The organism is Streptomyces sp. 2-1 (assembly GCF_048564895.1).
Classification (GTDB): Bacteria; Actinomycetota; Actinomycetes; order Streptomycetales; family Streptomycetaceae; genus Streptomyces; species Streptomyces phaeochromogenes.
The window spans coordinates 6,915,928-6,933,937 of the sequence record NZ_CP183383.1 but is presented as its reverse complement, the minus strand read 5'-3'; the positions used below and the strand labels follow the sequence as shown (position 1 = coordinate 6,933,937).

At 70.5% G+C, this 18,010-nt stretch carries 16 protein-coding genes; 8 read left to right on the top strand and 8 right to left on the bottom strand.

Annotated elements, in window-relative coordinates:
* Positions 1 to 69: 69 nt before the first annotated feature.
* On the top strand, positions 70 to 945 hold the full coding sequence (locus tag ACN20J_RS30635) for a L,D-transpeptidase family protein (RefSeq protein WP_419667272.1): 876 nt from the start codon (positions 70 to 72) through the stop codon (positions 943 to 945).
* A gap of 220 nt (positions 946 to 1,165) precedes the next feature.
* On the opposite strand, the gene ACN20J_RS30630 is transcribed toward ACN20J_RS30635, so the two are convergent.
* The 5 genes from ACN20J_RS30630 to ACN20J_RS30610 form a co-directional block, all read right to left on the bottom strand.
* Positions 1,166 to 2,536: a hypothetical protein gene (locus ACN20J_RS30630; RefSeq protein ID WP_419667271.1), complete on the bottom strand. Its 1,371-nt coding sequence runs from the start codon at positions 2,534 to 2,536 to the stop codon at positions 1,166 to 1,168.
* Positions 2,536 to 3,210: an RNA polymerase sigma factor gene (locus ACN20J_RS30625; protein WP_190229593.1), complete on the bottom strand. Its 675-nt coding sequence runs from the start codon at positions 3,208 to 3,210 to the stop codon at positions 2,536 to 2,538. Before ACN20J_RS30625 ends, ACN20J_RS30630 begins: the two co-directional genes overlap by 1 nt.
* A gap of 372 nt (positions 3,211 to 3,582) precedes the next feature.
* A complete protein-coding gene (locus tag ACN20J_RS30620; protein WP_419667270.1) occupies positions 3,583 to 4,335 on the bottom strand; it encodes a hypothetical protein in 753 nt (250 codons plus the stop codon).
* Positions 4,336 to 4,374: 39 nt separating this feature from the next.
* Entirely contained in the window at positions 4,375 to 4,992 is a 618-nt protein-coding gene (locus ACN20J_RS30615; protein ID WP_189837276.1) for an RNA polymerase sigma factor, read from the bottom strand.
* Between the two features lie 105 nt (positions 4,993 to 5,097).
* Entirely contained in the window at positions 5,098 to 5,739 is a 642-nt protein-coding gene (locus ACN20J_RS30610) for a hypothetical protein (RefSeq protein ID WP_419667269.1), read from the bottom strand.
* A gap of 351 nt (positions 5,740 to 6,090) precedes the next feature.
* Here ACN20J_RS30610 and ACN20J_RS30605 point away from each other — a divergent pair, with 351 nt between their 5' ends.
* The gene (locus tag ACN20J_RS30605; RefSeq protein ID WP_419668993.1) at positions 6,091 to 8,757 is read left to right on the top strand and encodes an FG-GAP-like repeat-containing protein; all 2,667 of its coding nucleotides are present in this window, start codon (positions 6,091 to 6,093) and stop codon (positions 8,755 to 8,757) included.
* Between the two features lie 384 nt (positions 8,758 to 9,141).
* Here the strand turns inward: ACN20J_RS30605 and ACN20J_RS30600 are convergent, their stop codons facing one another.
* The 3 genes from ACN20J_RS30600 to ACN20J_RS30590 form a co-directional block, all read right to left on the bottom strand.
* Positions 9,142 to 9,732, bottom strand: coding sequence for a hypothetical protein (locus ACN20J_RS30600; protein WP_419667268.1), 591 nt, complete (start codon positions 9,730 to 9,732; stop codon positions 9,142 to 9,144).
* 99 nt (positions 9,733 to 9,831) lie between these two features.
* Positions 9,832 to 10,350: a hypothetical protein gene (locus tag ACN20J_RS30595; protein ID WP_189837273.1), complete on the bottom strand. Its 519-nt coding sequence runs from the start codon at positions 10,348 to 10,350 to the stop codon at positions 9,832 to 9,834.
* 247 nt (positions 10,351 to 10,597) lie between these two features.
* Complete coding sequence (locus ACN20J_RS30590) at positions 10,598 to 12,184, bottom strand: beta-N-acetylhexosaminidase (RefSeq protein ID WP_419668992.1); 1,587 nt, start codon at positions 12,182 to 12,184, stop codon at positions 10,598 to 10,600.
* A gap of 514 nt (positions 12,185 to 12,698) precedes the next feature.
* On the opposite strand from ACN20J_RS30590, the gene ACN20J_RS30585 reads away from it, so the two are divergent.
* The 6 genes from ACN20J_RS30585 to ACN20J_RS30560 all read left to right on the top strand — a co-directional run bounded on the left by ACN20J_RS30585 (position 12,699) and on the right by ACN20J_RS30560 (position 17,862).
* Positions 12,699 to 13,151: a 2-oxo-4-hydroxy-4-carboxy-5-ureidoimidazoline decarboxylase gene (locus ACN20J_RS30585; protein WP_246575242.1), complete on the top strand. Its 453-nt coding sequence runs from the start codon at positions 12,699 to 12,701 to the stop codon at positions 13,149 to 13,151.
* A gap of 581 nt (positions 13,152 to 13,732) precedes the next feature.
* The gene (gene sdhC, locus ACN20J_RS30580) at positions 13,733 to 14,113 is read left to right on the top strand and encodes a succinate dehydrogenase, cytochrome b556 subunit (protein WP_149511863.1); all 381 of its coding nucleotides are present in this window, start codon (positions 13,733 to 13,735) and stop codon (positions 14,111 to 14,113) included.
* Between the two features lie 8 nt (positions 14,114 to 14,121).
* Positions 14,122 to 14,607, top strand: a complete 486-nt coding sequence (locus tag ACN20J_RS30575) for a succinate dehydrogenase hydrophobic membrane anchor subunit (protein WP_055618602.1) — start codon at positions 14,122 to 14,124, stop codon at positions 14,605 to 14,607.
* Positions 14,608 to 14,626: 19 nt separating this feature from the next.
* Entirely contained in the window at positions 14,627 to 16,384 is a 1,758-nt protein-coding gene (gene sdhA / locus ACN20J_RS30570; RefSeq protein ID WP_055618603.1) for a succinate dehydrogenase flavoprotein subunit, read from the top strand.
* Entirely contained in the window at positions 16,384 to 17,163 is a 780-nt protein-coding gene (locus tag ACN20J_RS30565; protein ID WP_419667267.1) for a succinate dehydrogenase iron-sulfur subunit, read from the top strand. The genes sdhA and ACN20J_RS30565 overlap by 1 nt, the downstream gene beginning before the upstream one ends.
* A gap of 150 nt (positions 17,164 to 17,313) precedes the next feature.
* Positions 17,314 to 17,862 carry a hypothetical protein gene (locus ACN20J_RS30560; protein WP_190229588.1) on the top strand — a complete coding sequence of 183 codons (549 nt, stop codon included), beginning with the start codon at positions 17,314 to 17,316 and terminating at the stop codon, positions 17,860 to 17,862.
* Positions 17,863 to 18,010: the final 148 nt, after the last annotated feature.

Below are 18,010 nucleotides of genomic sequence, written 5' to 3'. Positions count from 1 at the left end.
GGCACGCGCGGGAAACATCTCAGGGGACACGACGCGCCACCGGGGGTCGGTGAGCAACGGGGGGTTCGGATGCGTATTCCGGTCATGTGGCGAACAGGCGCGGTGGCGACGACAGTGGCGGCGCTCGTCGCGGTGAGCGGATGCACCGTCCAGACCGTCGTCCCACCCGCCGAGGAGACACCCGGCGGACAGACACCCGCCGGGAAGCCGTCGGCCGGTACGTCTGCGACGCCCGGCGGTGCCCCGGACGACGCCTCCCCGGACGACGCCAAGCCGTCGAAGCCGAAGCCCGCCGCGCCGCCCACGCCCGCCCCCAGGACCTTGTGGTCGAAGGGCGACCGGGGCAGGGACGTACGGGAACTGCAGGCCCGGCTGCGTCAGGTGGCCTGGCTCTTCGAGGGTCCGACCGGGACGTACGACGGCTCGACGGTCACCGCGGTGAAGGGCTTCCAGGGCAAGCGGGGCCTGCCGAGGACCGGGAAGACGGACACCGTGACGTGGCAGCGGCTGCTGAACATGACGCGCGAGCCGGGCAAGTGGGAGCTGTACGCGTCGGGCGGTCAGCCGGCCGCGACTCCGGACCCGCGCTGTCTGACGGGCCGCGTGCTGTGCATCAGCAAGACGAGCCGCACCCTGCGCTGGATGATCGACGGCCGCACGGTCTCGACGATGGACGTGCGCTTCGGCTCGCAGTACACGCCAACCCGGGAAGGTGTCTTCAACGTCTACTTCAAGTCGCGCCACCATGTGTCGACGATCTACGACTCACCCATGCCGTACGCGATGTTCTTCAGCGGCGGCCAGGCCGTCCACTACTCCTCGGACTTCGCGGCGACGGGCTATTCCGGAGCCTCGCACGGCTGCGTGAACGTACGGGACGAAGGGAAGATCGCGGCACTGTTCTCCCAGGTGAGGAACGGCGACAAGGTCGTCGTCTACTGGTGAGGAACCGGCGGCGGGAAGAGTACGTGGGCGCGGGCGGGACCGGGGGAACGTGTCCCGCCCGCGCCACTGTGCACTGAGCCGTGGGTACGGGGGGAACCCCGGCTCGTGCGACAGCCGATGACCAGTCGGCTCGCTTACTACTGCGTCAGCGCGGCTGAAAACGTCACACCCGGGCGGCGGCGGCCGGGCAGCGGTGGGAAACCCCAGGTCGGGCGGCGGTTCAGGAGGATGACGAGAGCGCGGGGAGCGCCCGCTGGGTGCGCGGGGCGGACGCCCTGGGTTCCGTGGAGCGGGGCTTGGATCCCGTGGACCGGGCCGGGGTGGACCGGTCCGGCGTGGAGAGCGCCGAGGTGGGGGCCGCTGCGGGTCGCGTCGGGGCGCCGGCATCGGAGGCGAGCGCTCGAATCGGCGTCCGCACCGGCGTCCGGCTCGGTGCACTCGGTGTGCTCGGTGTGCTCGGTGCCTGGAGCAGGGTCCGTACGGGTGTCGGCGTCCGCGTCGCCGAGGACCGGGCGGCGGCCGGGGCGAGGGCCATGGGCCGGACCGTGCCGCCGGCGTCCGGGGACACGCCCGCGCCTATGTGCGAGCCGTCCCCGTCCTCGTCACCGTCGTCGTCGTTGTCCCTGCCGTCCCTGTCCTCGCGGTCGTTGTTCCAGCCGGAGCCGCCCCTGCCCGACCCGCCCCTGCCCGACCCGCTGCCGCTCCGGCCGTCGCCGGAGTCGCGGTCGCCCCAGTTCTTCAGGATGCCTTGGCAGTACTTCTTCACCTGCTCGGCGCCGTTCGCCGCGTCCTCCAGGCCGCGTCTGCGCTCGGAGCCGAGGTTCTTGCCGTCGCGGAGGTCGCGGCAGACCGAGGCGAGCCAGCGCCACCCCCGGGCGGGCCGCCCCTCGGGCCGGTCGTCGCCGGGATCGGGCCGTGCGCCAGCGTCCGTACCGCCGCGCGCCTCTCCGTCCGGGGCCGAACCCTTGCCGGTCGGGCCGCCCGCGCTGCTGTCGGGCCGCGGCCGGTCGGGGCCGCCGCCCGGCTTCTTCTCGGGGGACGGCGAGACGAGCGGGCGGTCCGGGCTGACGGAGACCGTCGCGGACGAGCCGGGTTCCGGTTCCTCTCCGCCGAACGGCAGGACACCGGAGGTCGCGGCCATGGCGGCCCCGCCGATCATCCCCGCGGCCAGCGCGGCGGCGAGTCCGTATCGCACCGGGCGACCCCAGCGGGTGGGGACGCGCCGATGCTCGGCGGGGCGGCCGAGGTGGATCAGGCCCGCGTCGGAGGAGATCCGGGAGGCCGCGGAGGAAGTGGCTGTGGCCGAGGCTGCCGAGCGGGTACGGGTGCGCGGGCCGAGGGTCGCCTGTTCGCCGTTCTTGCCGGTGCGTGCTTTGCGGAAGGCGGCCAACGCGGCTGCCTCGCCGGGGAGTTCGGCGTCGGCGGGCGTGGATTCGGCGGTCTGCGTGCCCAGCGCGTCGAGGGCTTCGAGCGCCTCGGTGAGCCGGTCGGCCTGGTCACGGTTGTCGGCGTCGACGGCGTGCAGCGGCTCGCCGCGCAGCAGCCGCTCCGCCGTTTCGCGGTCCAGCCACCTGTACTGCTCGTCGGCCATCACATGTCCTTCTGCGTCCGCGAACGCGTATGCGTCACACCGGCGGACGTCACCGCGCGGGTACGCGGTTCTGTGTGTGGGGGTCTTTGTGGGGGTACGGAACTCAGCGATCCGGCCGATTCCGGATCCGCGCCGATCAGCTCCGCGAGCCGTTTCAGACCGCGGTGCGCGGCCGTGCGGACGGCGCCCGGCCGTTTGCCCAGGGTCTCGGCGGCGGTCTTCGCGTCGAGGCCGACGACGACGCGCAGCACGACGGCCTCGGCCTGGTCCTGCGGGAGCTGGGCTATGAGGGAGAGGGTGCTGCCGGTGGCGAGGGCCTCGATGGCCTCACCGGCGGTGTCGGACTCGGCCGCCCTGCCGGTGAGCTCGGTCTCGTCGCCGCCTATCGCGGGGCGGCGGCCACGCATGCGTATGTGGTCGAGTGCGCGGTTGCGGGCGATCCGGGCGGCCCAGCCACGGAAGCGGTCGGCGTCGCCGCTGAACCGTTCGAGGTCACGGGCGATCTGCAGCCAGGCCTCGGACGTGACGTCCTCCGCGTCCGGGTCGCCGACCAGCGTCCGTACGTACCCCAGGAGCCGTGGATGCACGGCTCGGTACACAGTCCGGAACGCGGTCTCGTCTCCGTCCTGTGCCGCAAGCACCGCGGCGGTCAGCTCCGCGTCGTCCCCCAGCACCGCACTCCCTCATGCGCCTAAACCGGCGCCGCTCTCGCGGACGTGGTTGCTCACCATCGTGGTTGCCCGATCGATGGTCGCGGTCGTGGATCCTTCGTGGATTCAGGTCTGCCGCAGTCCGGCGCGAAAGGCACGTTACGGCGTGAAACCGTTCCCCGTCCATGTCCGTACAACGTGCAACTATCCCGTCCCGGCGTGGGGTGTGACACAAAACGCACCTCCGACGCTGAAGCAAGTACGGGCCGCCGCGCGGCCCGTGCCGCGCGACGGCCGGGGCCTCTCCTGTGGGGGGTGGCGGCCTCGGCCGTTGCCATCGGCACGGTGAGGCTGGTGTTTCATCCCGCTTTGCACCCTTTTATCGGCCGCTCTCGGTCAGTCGGCCTTGCTCTTCGGGCTCTTCGCACTCTTCGGCTTCTTCGTGGCGCCACCGCCGGGAGTCTTGGACGCCTTGGGTGCTTTAGGCGATTTGCTCGGCTTGTCCTTCCCGGCGTTCCCCTTCTCCTTCTTCTTTTGCTTCTCCTTTTCCTTCTTCTCGGCCAGCTGCTCGGCGCAGTACGCCCCGACGTTCTCCGCGCCGCCCGCGGCTTGTATCAGTCGCTGCCAGGCGGTCGAGTCGAGGGCCTTGCCACTCTTCTTGCCGGAGTCGTACGCACGGCAGTGGGCCTCGGTGTCCCGGGCGGACGGCGGACGGCGGAAACCACGGTCGGCCTGCGCGGGCTCGGACTGATTCGGCGCGGCGACGGCCGGGCCGGTCGGAGCGCTGCTCGCGGGCACGGGCCCGCCCCGCTCTGCACCCTCGTCCCCCGTTCCGCCGCCCACCGAGCCGATGGCCGCGACCGCCACCCCGCCGAGCGTCAGGCTCGCCACCAACGCGATCAGGGCCGTCCGCACCGACCGGCCGCCCCGCCGCTCCCGCTCCGGCCGCCAGTCGTCCCGCCGCCGGTTGCGCGCGGCCGCCCGGTGCGCCCCCTCGTCCCGCGCCGCCCGGAACGCGGCGAGGACCCGCCGCTCGGCGTCGGCGTCGACCGCGCCGCCGCGCACGGCGGCGGCGAGCAGTTCGCCGAGGTCGGGCGGGTTCACGGCAGGGGGGCGCGAAGGGTCGTCGGGGCCGCGTTGTTCAGCCATGTCCGTATCCACCCTCGCCGGCCAAGGACCGCTCGCCGTTCATCTCGACTCCCCCAGCGTGCTGGGCCCGTCATCCGTCACACCCTCGGCGTCGAGCCGGCTCGCGAGGCGCTTCAGGCCCCGGTGCGCGGCGGTACGTACCGCGCCGGGGCGTTTGCCGAGGACGCGCGCGGCGGCGGGGCCGTCGAGTCCGACGACGACCCGCAGCAGTACGGCCTCGGCCTGGTCGCGCGGGAGGCTCGCGACGAGTTCGAGCGCGTACTCCGTGGCGAGGGACTCCAGGGCCTGGTCGTGCGTGCTGTGCGGGCCGGGCAGGTCGAGCATGTCCTGTTCCAGCGCGGACGCCCGTGGCCGCACCTTCAGCCGCCGCAGATGGTCGAGGGCCCGGTGCCGGGCGATGGTCGCGGTCCAGCCGCGGAACCCCGCCCCGTCGCCGCGGAACCGCCCCAGGTCCCGGGCGATCTCCAGCCAGGCGTCCGACGCCACGTCCTCCGCCTCGTCCCCGACCAGGCCCCGCACATACCCGAGCAGTCCGGGCTGCACGAGCCGGTACGCGACGGCGAAGGCGGCCTCGTCCCCTTCCTGCGCCCGTGCGACGGCCGCGCCGAGTTCACCGTCGGACGTCCGCCCGCGGTGGGATTCCCCTCCCTGGCCCAACAGTGTCCTCGTTCACGCCGAGTTCGTACCGGATCCGCACCGCGCGGCGCGGGTCGCCATGCCCGCGCGCCCCCAAGGTCATCAGCGTCGGACGGCACGGAAATGTCACAGCCCGTCAGATGACCCGGCGGCCGTACGACCGGTTCCGCGACCGGCGCGACGCGCGGTTCCACGATCGGCATCACGCACGGCTCCGCGATCGGTTCCATGCGCGGTCCTGCGGTCGGCTCCACGGCCAGCACGATCACCGGTCCCGCCGGTCCCACCAATCCTGCTGGTCCCGTCGGTCCCGCCCGCCTCGGTGGACCCGGGCTGCGCGGGCAACCCCGGCAGCCCGGGCCGCGCCCGACCGTGCAGTTGCAGATAGAACGTCCGCAGCGACTCCCGCTCCCCGACCTCGAACCGCTTCACGACCTTGCCCAGGGGATTCCAGAGCCGCCCGTCCGGCATCCGTACGCCCACCGGCTGGCCGAACAACTCCCGCCGCCCCTCGTCGAATTCGACCCACACGGCACCGGCCCGGCGGACGAGCACCTCACCGGCGTACACCCCGAGCCCGAACAGCACGTGCCCCACGGCCGCGCGGTCCCGGCCGCTCTTGCGCAGCCCGTCGACGACGAAGTCGACCACCCGCAGGCTCGCGACCGAGTAGTCCAACGGCAGCCGGCTGCGTGCCGTGACGTCCCGTACGAACTCCGCCGCGTGCCGCCGCATCCGCAGGTCGGCCGACAGCCTTGCCCTTTCCACCGTTTCCGCCCCCTGGCTCACCGCTCACGCATCTGCCTCTGGGGGACCAAGCGGGGCGGGCGCCGCGAACATCACACGTCACCTCAGTGACAAGGGTCACGCCACAAGTCGTCGATACCCGTACAACCATCCGACCCTCTCGGATGTCTGCGCGAACCTGAAGTGACGTACCCCACACCCCTGTTGGGTGATGTTTAACCTCGTCTTACCGCTGAATTAGAAAGCCACCCCAGTGACGGGTGGGTTTTTTGTGAGGATTTCCTAGGGGTGGGGCATTTGAGTCGCCGGACGACCCATGCGTACAAGCCGCTGAGCCTGAAGCGGAGAGCGTGGCTGACGATAGGGGCCGTGGTGCTGGGCGGGACGGGCGCCGTGACGTACGCCGTCGCGAACCCGAGCTCGGACCCGGCCGTGGACGCCGCGCGCAGCAAGCGGCCCGTGAAGGTGCACGAGCTGACGATGCAGAGCGACGGCTCGGACCGGCGCGAGGTCGAGCGCACGAGCACCGCGCAGTTCTCGCTGCTCGGCGTCACCTGGACCGGCGCGAAGACCGAGCTGGACGGCACCGCCCAGGTACGCACCCGCGACCTGGCGACGGGCGAGTGGACCGGCTGGCAGAACCTGGATCTGGAGCCGCACCCGGTCGACAAGGCCGAGCCGGGCGCCAAGGAGGCCCGCGGTGCCTCCGATCCGCTGTGGGTCGGCCCGAGCGACGGTGTCGAGGCGCGGGTGGTCGCGGCCGACGGTTCGACGAGTTCGCCGCTGCCCAAGGGCCTTGAGGTCAGCCTGGTCGACCCGGGTGTGACCTCGGCCGAGGCGAAGAACAAGGCGCTCGGCACGACGACCGGCACCTCCCTGGAGAACGCCGCGTTCGTCGCCGAGGACCCGACCGACTCGCCGACCCCGACCGACCCGGCCTCGGACTCCCCGTCGCCGACGGATTCCACCGGTACGGAGCCCACGACCAGCGCGCCGGCGACGCCCACCGAGAGCATCTCGGAGAGCGCGTCGGAGTCCGCCTCGCCGACGCCCGACCCGGTCCCGTCCCCGCCGCCGTCCACCGTGGCGCAGCCGCCGATCGTCTCCCGTGCCCAGTGGGGCGCCGACGAGTCGATGGTCAAGGACCCGCCGGAGTACATCGACAAGGTCAGCGCGGTCTTCGTGCACCACACGGTCGGCACGAACGACTACAGCTGCGCCGAGTCCCCGGCGCTGGTCCGCGGCATCATGGCGTACCACGTGCAGAGCGAGGGGTGGAACGACCTCGGCTACAACTTCCTGGTCGACAAGTGCGGCCGGATCTTCGAGGGCCGCGGCGGCGGCATCGACCTGCCGGTGCGCGGCGCGCACACGTACGGCTTCAACGGTGACTCGGCGGGCATCGCCGTCCTCGGTGACTTCGAGGGCGCTGCCGCCACCTCCACCACTCCGGCGAAGGCCGCGGGCAAGCCGAGCCGCGCCGCGCTGGAGTCCGTGGCGCGCGTCGCCGCGTGGAAGCTGGGCCAGTACGGGGGCAACCCGAGCGGCCAGGTCACGCTGACCGCCGCAGCCGACACGGGTGTGTGGAAGGCGGGCGAGAAGGCCACGCTGAACACGATCTCCGGCCACCGCGACGGCTTCGCCACCGCGTGCCCCGGCAAAAACCTTTACTCGAAGCTGAGCGAGATCCGCCGGTACGCCTCCAGCCCCGGCAAGAACTCCGCGATCCCCACGGCCGACTTCAACCGTGACGGCATCAGCGACGTCGTCGCCGCGACGCCCAAGCAGGGCAGCGGCTGGCTCACGCTCGTGCCGGGCGGTGTCAACGGCCCCGTCTCCGCCTCGAAGGTGAAGCTCAACCAGGGCAGCGCCGGTGTTCCGGGTGCCGCCGAGTCCGGCGACCAGTGGGGCACGGCCACGGCCTGGGGCGACATCAACGCCGACGGCTACGCGGACCTCGCGATCGGCGCGCCCGGCGAGGACGACACGACCGGCCACGCGGACCGTGGTGCCGTAACGATCCTGTACGGCCCGAAGTTCGACTCCGGTGCCGACACCATGGCGCTGGGCGACGACTACGAGCCGGCCGGCGCGCGGTTCGGTGCGACGGTCGCGGTCGGCGACTTCAACGCCGACGGCAAGGCGGACGTCTTCACGGCGGCCACCGGCACCGGCGGCAACTGGGCGGCCCGCTTCAACGACGGCCACGAGGTCGCCGGTGACCTCACCACCGTCTCCGGCGCCCTGTCGTACGCGGACGCCACGAGCGGTGACTTCAACCGGGACGGCTACGCGGACGTGGCGCTCAACTACCGCGACGCGTCCGGTGTCGGCAGGGTCACCTGGTTCAAGGGCTCGAAGTCACTGGGCCTGTCGAAGGTGTCCACGATCTCCGTCAAGGGTGGCCGCTCCATCGCCTCGGGCGACGTGAACGGCAACGGCTACGACGACATCGTCATCGGGCAGCCGTACGCCACCGAGTCCGGCGCGATCTCCGGCGGCCAGGTCACCATGGTTCCGGGCACGTCGACCGGCTTCACCACGACCGGGATGACGAAGATCACGCAGGACACGACCGGGGTCGCGGGCGCCAACGAGTCCGGGGACGCGCTGGGTACGTCGGTCTCCGTGGGCGACTTCAACGCCGACGGTTACGCGGACGTCCTCGCGGGTGCCCCGAACGAGGACATCACCCGCACCTCCAACCGTGCCAACGCGGGTGCGATCTGGCTCTTCAAGGGCGCCTCTTCGGGCCTCACGGGCACCGGTTCGCTGTCCTACTCCCAGGACACGGCGGGTATCCCCGGCTCCACGGAGAAGGACGACAAGCTGGGCTCGTCCGTCTCCCTGACGGACGTCTCGGGCCATGGGCGCGCCCACCTGCTGATCGGCGCGGAGGGGGAGGACGCGGGCAACGGCACGCTCCTGTACCTCCCGACGACGGCCTCCGGCGTCTCCGTCGCCAAGTCGGCCTACTACGGCGTAGCCCAACTCGCTACGCCGACGGCTGGCCGCCTGGGCCAGTTCCTGACCCCGTAGCCGCACAGCTGAGAGCCGGGGCCTGCGTTGTGCGGGCCCCGGCTTTTTCTTCGCCCCCGCCGCCCCTACCCATTCCCGTCCCTTACCGGGGGCTCCGCCCCCAGACCCCCGCTCCTCAAACGCCGGAGGGGCTGGGTGGACGGGAGGGGAGACGTGGGTGGGTGGGGATCGGCCTGAACGGCCTCGTCCTCAAACGCCGGACGGGCTGGGTGGGAGGGGGCTGGCGGGGTGGATGCGTGCGGGTGAGTCGCGGCTGGACTGCGCAGTTCCCCGCGCCCCTAAAAACCTAGGGGCGCGGGGAACTGCGCAATCTTTTCGGGGGTTCGGGGGCGGAGCCCCTGAGGAAGTGACGGGAATGGGTAGGGGCGGCGGGGGCGAAACCCCTCAAACTCGCCCACGCGCCCGGCGCGAGACGACCGCACGGAGAACGCGGCGACCCTCCGTCGACAGGGCCAGCGCCTGACGAAGCCCCGCCGGCCCATGCGCGGACAGCACCTCCAAGATGGCGATCTGACGCCGCAGTTCGGCCGCGACAAGCGGCGACATGTCCTGCGTACGCCCCTCCCGCCGAGCCGTCACAGAAGACGCACCATCACTCGCGGCATCGAGCAGACGATGGATCTGGAGCGCCGCGACCGAGCAGGCGTCGGCCCACTCACGAAGGTTCCCGGCCCCCCGGTCCACCGGAACGGCACCGAGCATCCGATGAGCGAGCACGGAGGCCTCCCCCTCGGCAAACCCCCGGCCACCCGGAACACCCGCACCAACCCCGGGCACATCGAGCTTGGCGCGCGCCTGCTCGACCCGCTCCCCCCAGTCCTCGCCCCACCCCTCGCTCTCGGCAAGGCTCGCCCACAACGGCCGCAGAATCTCGTCGTCCCCGCCCAACAGCGGCACGCACCGGTCCAGACACGCCAGCCCGCTCGCCGCAAGACCACGCTCGTCGGCCTGAGCGATCAGTTCCACCAGGCTCATCACGCCTCCCTCGGTGGGGCCGCCTCTGGTAACGGAGCCCGCACTTCCCCTTACTGCGTGCACTGTGGCCGGAACGTCACACTGCGAGTTGGCCGAAATCTACATGGGGACAACGCCGAGCCGGTCGAGAAATCGGAAGAAAAGCATCTCGGCCGACGGATCGGCGTCGGAGGTGAGCACGTCGAGGAGGGGTTCCTCGGGCACGGGACGCCCCGATTCGGCGGCCCAGGCGACAGCTCGTCCGACGGCGTCGTGCGGTTCGAGGAAGAAGTCGTCGACGGCGAGCCCGTCCTCGTTGCCGCCGAGGTACCCGGCCATCGCGTCCCTGTTCAGGCAGGTCGTCCAGGCACCGCTCTCGGGCGCCGCCGCCTCGACGACCACGCAGTCGCTGTCCATCACGTACCCGAACAGCGCGGGCGCGCCCGTCTCCTGGGCCAGGTCATTCATGTTGCCGACGTCACCCTTGGCAGGGTCGTCGGGAGCGTTCGGGTACTCCCACACCTGCCAGCCGTCGTCCGCCGTCTGGTGCAGCGTCAGGCCCGTCGCGCCCGACAGCGCCTCCAGTTCCGCGAGCGGCTGCTCGCTCCTGCCTACGACGAAATATCCCCAGTAGCCCATCCCGCTCCCCCGGTGTATCGGTTCGGCCAGCGTGAATACACCACACACGCACGGCAGTTCGCCACCGAAACGGGCAAGCCGCCGCAACTACACCACACCGGCGCGTGATCCAGGCCAGGCCTTTTCGTCCTGCATACCGTCACCTGGGTGTTGACGTCCACGCGACACGACCGTCACGTCCGTCACGGCCACACCACTCGTCCCTCTCGTCCCATACGTACCGCGAGGGCAACATCCCATCTCGGCGTCAGCCCAGCTTCCCCGCGAGCTCCTTGAACTCCGCCCACGGCATCCCCGGCTTCCGCGGATCCCACAGCTTCTGTGTCAGCGCCCGCAGCGGCATCCGGATCCCCGCCGCCACCTGGTCCTGCGTCTGCGAGGCGGAGAGGTCGCACCAGACGGCGAAGTAGCCGCCGAGGATCTGGTCGTCGTACTCCCGTGACACCGGCGTCGTCCCGCGCACGACGAGCGGGGTCCACTGCTCGTAGATGCGCTGCCCGGTCGGGTAGACGAAGGCGTTGGGCTGCCCGAGGACGTAGTACAGGTACTCGTCGTTGTAGTTGATCAGCTCGCGCCCGGCCCGCAGGTACTCGGCCGGCTGCCGCGCGCCGATCTCCTTGCCCGTCCAGTACGCGACCTGGATGTCGTCGTCGGCCTGCACGGTGCCCCCGGGGAAGAACCCGTCGTTCCAGGCCCGCGGGGTCCGGTCGTGCCCGCGCACCACCTTGGCGCGGTCGTTGAGCCACCCGGTCGCGAGGTCCGCGATCCCGGCGCCCGAGCCGTACTTGTCCTTCGCGGCGGCGGCCAGCTGCGGATACGAGGCCGCCGGGTTCGGCACCGTCAGCGCCCGGTACTCGTCGGCGCCGAGATGCCAGTAGCGCCCGGGGAAGAGACCCGCGTACTCGTTCAGCAGGTCGTCCACGATCTTCGCGGACCCGGGCTTGGAGATGTCGAGCGAGCCCCGCGAGACGACGCCCTGCGTGTTGCGGAGCTGGAGGTCGGGGTGCGCGTCGAGCACCGCGCCCAAGTGGCCGGGCGAGTCGATCTCGGGCACGACGGTGATGTGCCGGCTCGCCGCGAGCGCGAGGATGCGCCGCACCTCCGCCTTCGACAGATGCTGCTTCGACACGACCTCGGGATGCGAGTCGGAGGCGATCCGGAAGCCCTGGTCGTCGGAGAAGTGCAGCCCGAGCTGGTTGTACTTCAGGTCGCCCAGCTCACGGATCCGGTCCTCGATCCACCCGGCCGTGAAGTGCTTGCGCGCGATGTCCAGCATGAACCCGCGCTGCGGCTTGGCCGGCGAGTCCCGTACGACTCCCTCGGGTGCCGTGCCGCCCTGGCGCACCTCCTGCTTGAGCGTGCGCGTGCCGTAGAAGACGCCCGCCTCGGCCGTCCCGCTGATCCGCACCCGCCCGTCCTTCACGGCGAGCGTGTACGACTCGGCGTTGGCGTCCTCGTCGGTGAGGCCCAGCTCCACGTCGCCGGCCCGCGCCCCGCCGGAGCCCGCGTAGGCCAGGCCCAGCTCCCCGGCGAGCAGCCGCCCCTCGTCCGCGAGCGCGTCGTCGCCCACGACGACCCGTCCGCCCTTCGCGGGACGCCAGCCGGGACCCCGCGCCGGGGTGTGCTCCCGTACGGCCGGAATGGTCCGCGGAGTCTTCGACAGCGGATACGTCCGACTGGGTGACGGAGTGGGGGAAGTGGACGGTGTCGGCGCCAGGGCGGTTCTCCCTCCGGAGGGCCGCTGGGACGAGGGCGCGCCGGAGTCACCGCTCGGCCAGAGCCCGACGGTCAGCGCGGCACCCGCCGCGACCGCCACGCCCGCACCGACCAGCAGAGTCCTCCTGCCGCCCGGCACGGACCGCGAAGCCCTGTGCCCACGCCCGTTCACCACAGACCACTCACCCTCCTGCGATCACTCTCGTACCTGTACCTTCACTGTGAACCTAGGCCCAGTCACCCGGGGCCGCCGTCCACCGCCCGTTCTTAAACTCTCTCTTACGGGTGATATTCGGGCATCCGTCGGACAGGTCGCGTCACACCTCGATAGCGTGATGACACATCTCTCACTTGACCCCCTGCCGAACCACGCGTGGCGCCCGTCCGGGCGTCACCGAACCGCCGAGGAACCCACGCTGCCCGCGCACCGTCCTTCCCGCCTCCCCGGCCAGGCCGTCGCCATTCCGGACCCGTCCGAACCGACCGACCCGTCGGGCCCCTCGGAGCTCTTGGAGCCCTCGGGGCCCTCGGGGCCCTCGGAACTGCCGGGGCAGACCCGCTCGGCGCCGGATCCCACCGGACCCCGTCCCACCCCTCCCACCCGTCGCACCGGGCTGGACGGGTTCAACGGCATGCCCACCGAGGAGGCCGAGCGCGCCCTCCTCGCCTGCTGCGGCAGCCACCACTGGGCCCGCCGCGTCGCAGCCCACCGCCCGTACCCCGACCTGGAGTCCCTGCTGGCCGCGGCCGACGAGGCGGCGTACGACCTCACCCCCGGCGATCTCGCCGAGGCCCTGGCCTGCGAATCCCTCACGCTCCTCCCGGAAGGCGCGTACTCCGCGGCCCACACCGCCCTGAGCGCCGCCCACGCCGCCTACGAGAGCCGTTTCGGCCACGTCTTCGTCATCTGCCTGGACGACACGGCCCCCGAGGAGTCCCTCGACCAGGTCCTGGCCGGAATCCGATCACGATTGACAAACGATCCCGACGAGGAACGAACCCTCACAGCCGAAGAACTCCGCCGCCTAACCAGAGGCCGCCTCACCAGATCCCTCAGCCCAGCAGGAAACTGCACGGTCTCCTAGGGCATCCCATAGGGGCACGGGGAACGGCTGCGGTCTTTCCGGGGCCGCGGCGCGGCCTCTTGGGGGCGCGGGGAACGGCGCAGGCTTTTAGGGCGCGCGGGGAACTGCGCAATCTTTCAGGGGCGCGAGGAACGGCGCAGGCCCCTCGGGCCGCGGGGATCGCCGCAGGCGCCTAGGGGCGCGGGGAACTGCGCAATCTTTCAGGGGTGCGACGAGCTGCGCAGGCGTCTCGGGCCGCGGGGATCGCCGCAGGCGTCCAGGGGCGCGGGGAACTGCGCAATCTTTGGGGGCGCGAGGAACGGCGCGATCTTTTAGGGGCGCGGGGAACTGCGCACCCCAGCCACAACCAACCCGAACCAGGCAAAACACCCGAACCCCCACCCCGGTGGCCACCCCCACCCCCTACGGAGTAGCCCGTCCGTGTCCCATATGACTGCCGGTTCGATCACATCGGTAGGCCCCCCGTAAACGTTCCGACAACACGTCGCTACGATGGCCAGGGCCGGTGGACCGTACCCGGCCGGGCCCGACCGACACAGAAGCCGGCGCGGCCCCAATCCCCGCTCCCGGAGGGTTCTTCCGTGCCGGCTGGAACGCTGTACCGCGGCCGGGAAGGAATGTGGTCATGGGTGGCTCATCGAGTCACCGGCGTCCTCATCTTCTTCTTCCTGTTCGTACACGTGCTGGACACCGCTCTTGTGCGTGTCTCCCCCGAGGACTACGACAAGGTCGTAGCCACCTACAAGACGCCGATCGTGGCACTGCTGGAGTACGGCCTCGTCGCCGCGATCCTCTTCCACGCCCTCAACGGCCTGCGCGTCATCGCCGTCGACTTCTGGTCGAAGGGCCCGCGCTACCAGAAGCAGATGCTCTGGACCGTGGTCGGCATCTGGGTCGTGCTGATGATCGGGGCCCTGTACCCCGTACTCGGCCACGCCGCTCGTGAAGTCTTCGGGAGCTGACGCCAACAATGTCCACCACTGAGAAGACCGCCGCCTCCGGCATCGGCCCCGTCGAGGGCGCGTCCCTCTACGGCGTCGACAACCCGGCGCCCCTGATCGAGGCCCCGCGCAAGCGGACGAAGAAGACCCCGAAGTCCACCCGTGGCAACTTCGAGATGGCCGCATGGCTGTTCATGCGGCTGTCCGGCATCGTCCTCGTCGTCCTCGTCATCGGCCACCTGCTGATCCAGCTCGTCCTCGACGGCGGCGTATCCAAGATCGGCTTCGCCTTCGTGGCGGGCCGCTGGGCGTCCCCGTTCTGGCAGACGTGGGACCTGCTGATGCTGTGGCTGGCGATGCTGCACGGCGCCAACGGCCTGCGCACGGTCATCAACGACTACGCGGAGCGCGCGAACACCCGGCTGTGGCTCAAGGGCCTGCTCTACACGGCCACGGTGTTCACCATCCTGCTGGGCACGCTGGTGATCTTCACCTTCGACCCGAACATCCGCTAGATCCGGGGCTACGAGAATCATGAAGATCCACAAGTACGACACAGTCATCGTCGGCGCGGGCGGCGCCGGCATGCGCGCCGCGATCGAAGCGACGAAGCGCAGCCGTACCGCCGTGCTCACGAAGCTCTACCCCACCCGCTCCCACACGGGCGCCGCGCAGGGCGGCATGGCCGCCGCGCTGGCCAACGTGGAGGAGGACAACTGGGAGTGGCACACCTTCGACACGGTCAAGGGCGGTGACTACCTGGTCGACCAGGACGCCGCCGAGATCCTGGCGAAGGAGGCCATCGACGCGGTCCTCGACCTGGAGAAGATGGGCCTGCCGTTCAACCGCACGCCGGACGGCACCATCGACCAGCGCCGCTTCGGCGGTCACAGCCGCAACCACGGCGAGGCCCCGGTCCGCCGGTCCTGCTACGCCGCGGACCGCACCGGCCACATGATCCTCCAGACGCTGTACCAGAACTGCGTGAAGGAGGGCGTGGAGTTCTTCAACGAGTTCTACGTCCTCGACCAGCTGATCGTCGAGATCGACGGCGTCAAGCACTCGGCCGGCGTCGTCGCGTACGAACTGGCGACCGGTGAGATCCACGTCTTCCAGGCGAAGGCCGTGATCTACGCGTCCGGCGGCACCGGCAAGTTCTTCAAGGTGACGTCGAACGCGCACACGCTGACCGGTGACGGACAGGCCGCGGTCTACCGTCGCGGACTGCCGCTGGAGGACATGGAGTTCTTCCAGTTCCACCCGACCGGCATCTGGCGCATGGGCATCCTGCTGACGGAGGGCGCCCGCGGTGAGGGCGGCATCCTCCGCAACAAGGACGGCGAGCGCTTCATGGAGAAGTACGCGCCGGTCATGAAGGACCTCGCGTCCCGCGACGTCGTGTCCCGCTCCATCTACACGGAGATCCGTGAGGGCCGCGGCTGCGGTCCCGAGGCCGACCACGTCTACCTCGACCTCACGCACCTCCCGCCGGAGCAGCTGGACGCCAAGCTGCCCGACATCACGGAGTTCGCCCGTACGTACCTGGGCATCGAGCCGTACACGGACCCGATCCCGATCCAGCCCACCGCGCACTACGCGATGGGCGGCATCCCGACGAACGTCGAGGGTGAGGTCCTGTCGGACAACACCACGGTCGTCCCGGGCCTGTACGCGGCCGGCGAGGTCGCGTGTGTGTCCGTCCACGGCGCGAACCGCCTGGGCACGAACTCCCTCCTGGACATCAACGTGTTCGGGCGCCGCTCGGGCATCGCCGCGGCGGAGTACTCCTCGAAGGTGGCCGCGCACGTCGAGCTGCCCGAGGACCCGGCGTCGCTGGTCGTCGAGCAGATCGAGCGGCTTCGTTCGTCGACGGGCAACGAGCGCGTGGCGGACATCCGCCGCGAGCTGCAGGAGACCATGGACGCCAACGTCATGGTGTTCCGCACCGAGCAGACGATCAAGACGGCCGTGGAGAAGCTCGCGGAGCTGCGCGAGCGCTACAAGAACGTCTCGATCCAGGACAAGGGCAAGCGGTTCAACACCGACCTGCTGGAGGCCGTCGAGCTCGGCAACCTCCTGGACCTGGCCGAGGTCATGGCGGTCTCCGCCCTCGCCCGCAAGGAGTCCCGCGGCGGTCACTACCGCGAGGACTACCCGAACCGCGACGACGTCAACTTCATGCGCCACACCATGGCGTACCGCGAGGTCGGCGACGACGGCACCGAGTCCATCCGTCTCGACTACAAGCCGGTCGTCCAGACCCGCTACCAGCCGATGGAGCGTAAGTACTGATGGCTACCCCCACCCTGGACAAGGCGGACGCGGCCGGCACCCCCGAGCCCGGTTTCGCCGACTCCCCGTACATCACGGCCACCTTCCGCGTCCGCCGCTTCAACCCCGAGGTCTCGGCGGAGGCGGTCTGGGAAGACTTCCAGCTGGAGATCGACCCGAAGGAGCGCGTCCTGGACGCCCTCCACAAGATCAAGTGGGACGTGGACGGCACCCTCACGTTCCGCCGGTCCTGCGCGCACGGCATCTGCGGCTCGGACGCGATGCGGATCAACGGCAGGAACCGCCTTGCCTGCAAGACGCTGATCAAGGACATCAACCCCGAGAAGCCCATCACGGTCGAGCCCATCAAGGGCCTGACGGTCCTGAAGGACCTGGTCGTGGACATGGAGCCGTTCTTCCAGGCGTACCGCGACGTCATGCCCTTCCTCATCACGAAGGACACGAACGAGCCGACCCGGGAACGCCTCCAGACGGCGGAGGACCGCGAGCGCTTCGACGACACGACGAAGTGCATCCTCTGCGCGGCCTGCACCTCCTCCTGCCCGGTCTTCTGGAACGACGGCCAGTACTTCGGCCCGGCCGCGATCGTGAACGCCCACCGCTTCATCTTCGACAGCCGTGACGAGGCAGGCGAGCAGCGCCTCGAAATCCTGAACGACAAGGACGGCGTCTGGCGCTGCCGCACGACGTTCAACTGCACGGACGCCTGCCCCCGAGGCATCGAGGTCACCAAGGCGATCCAGGAAGTGAAGAGGGCGCTGATCACTCGGCGGTTCTGAACCCATCTGCCCGCAGTACGGAATTGAAGGCCCCCGTCACTTTCGAGTGGCGGGGGTCCTTTGCTCTGGGGCGCCCCCTGGTCTACTGAATGCCCCGTTCCGCCATCACACTCCGAATCGGTGCGACTACTCGGGGGCGGGGAGACGGGCATGAGCTTCGACGACGAGCGCCTGGGCTACGACACAGCCATCAAGGAGGCTCATTTCATCGCCGCGCCGCTGCTGACCGCCGCCGCGCTCTCCCTCGCGGGAGTCGTCGCCGGGGCGGACGAACAGTTCCTCTGGCCCGGCCCCACGCTCCTGCTGCTCGTGACCACCGCCCTGACTCTGCTCGGGAGCATTCAACTCAGCTATTACGCCCGACAGTTCCTGTTCACCTACCAGGAGCTGGAGCAGTCCTGGGTCGACCGCTCCGACATGTGGCACGGCATGAGCGGAGACGCCGAGTTACGAGAACAACTGCTCCCCATCTACAAAAGGGCGCGCGCCCGGTACCGGAGGTTCGCGCTCTACTCGGTGCACAGCTACAACTCGGGAACTGTGCTGCTCGGCCTGGGCATCGCCGCGTCGCTCGCTCCTCCCAGTGACGGGAAGCAGGTGCTGTGGCGGTGGATCGCGGCAGGACTGGTGGCCGTCTGCACCATCGCGGAAACGGTGTGGATCCGTCGTATGTACAAGGAATCCGTAGACCGATCGTAGGGAGAAGCCGGATGCTGCATGACGTCGTCCTCCCAGGGCTGCCTCTGCCCCCTGGGGGCATAGCCCGATGCCCGGGATGCCTTAACGAGATCGGCACGTTGCCTGAGGGGTCGCTCAACGCGCTCGATGAGCTGTGCACCGAGGCTGC

What these genes read in the sequence shown, in the direction of transcription:
- ACN20J_RS30585 (WP_246575242.1), top strand. Translation starts at nt 12,699, where the DNA reads ATGCCCACCGAGGAGGCCGAGCGCGCCCTCCTCGCCTGCTGCGGCAGC.
- sdhA (WP_055618603.1), top strand. Translation starts at nt 14,627, where the DNA reads ATGAAGATCCACAAGTACGACACAGTCATCGTCGGCGCGGGCGGCGCC.
- ACN20J_RS30560 (WP_190229588.1), top strand. Translation starts at nt 17,314, where the DNA reads ATGAGCTTCGACGACGAGCGCCTGGGCTACGACACAGCCATCAAGGAG.
- ACN20J_RS30565 (WP_419667267.1), top strand. Translation starts at nt 16,384, where the DNA reads ATGGCTACCCCCACCCTGGACAAGGCGGACGCGGCCGGCACCCCCGAG.
- ACN20J_RS30630 (WP_419667271.1), bottom strand. Translation starts at nt 2,536, where the DNA reads ATGGCCGACGAGCAGTACAGGTGGCTGGACCGCGAAACGGCGGAGCGG.
- ACN20J_RS30635 (WP_419667272.1), top strand. Translation starts at nt 70, where the DNA reads ATGCGTATTCCGGTCATGTGGCGAACAGGCGCGGTGGCGACGACAGTG.
- ACN20J_RS30575 (WP_055618602.1), top strand. Translation starts at nt 14,122, where the DNA reads ATGTCCACCACTGAGAAGACCGCCGCCTCCGGCATCGGCCCCGTCGAG.
- ACN20J_RS30600 (WP_419667268.1), bottom strand. Translation starts at nt 9,732, where the DNA reads ATGAGCCTGGTGGAACTGATCGCTCAGGCCGACGAGCGTGGTCTTGCG.
- ACN20J_RS30620 (WP_419667270.1), bottom strand. Translation starts at nt 4,335, where the DNA reads ATGGCTGAACAACGCGGCCCCGACGACCCTTCGCGCCCCCCTGCCGTG.
- ACN20J_RS30595 (WP_189837273.1), bottom strand. Translation starts at nt 10,350, where the DNA reads ATGGGCTACTGGGGATATTTCGTCGTAGGCAGGAGCGAGCAGCCGCTC.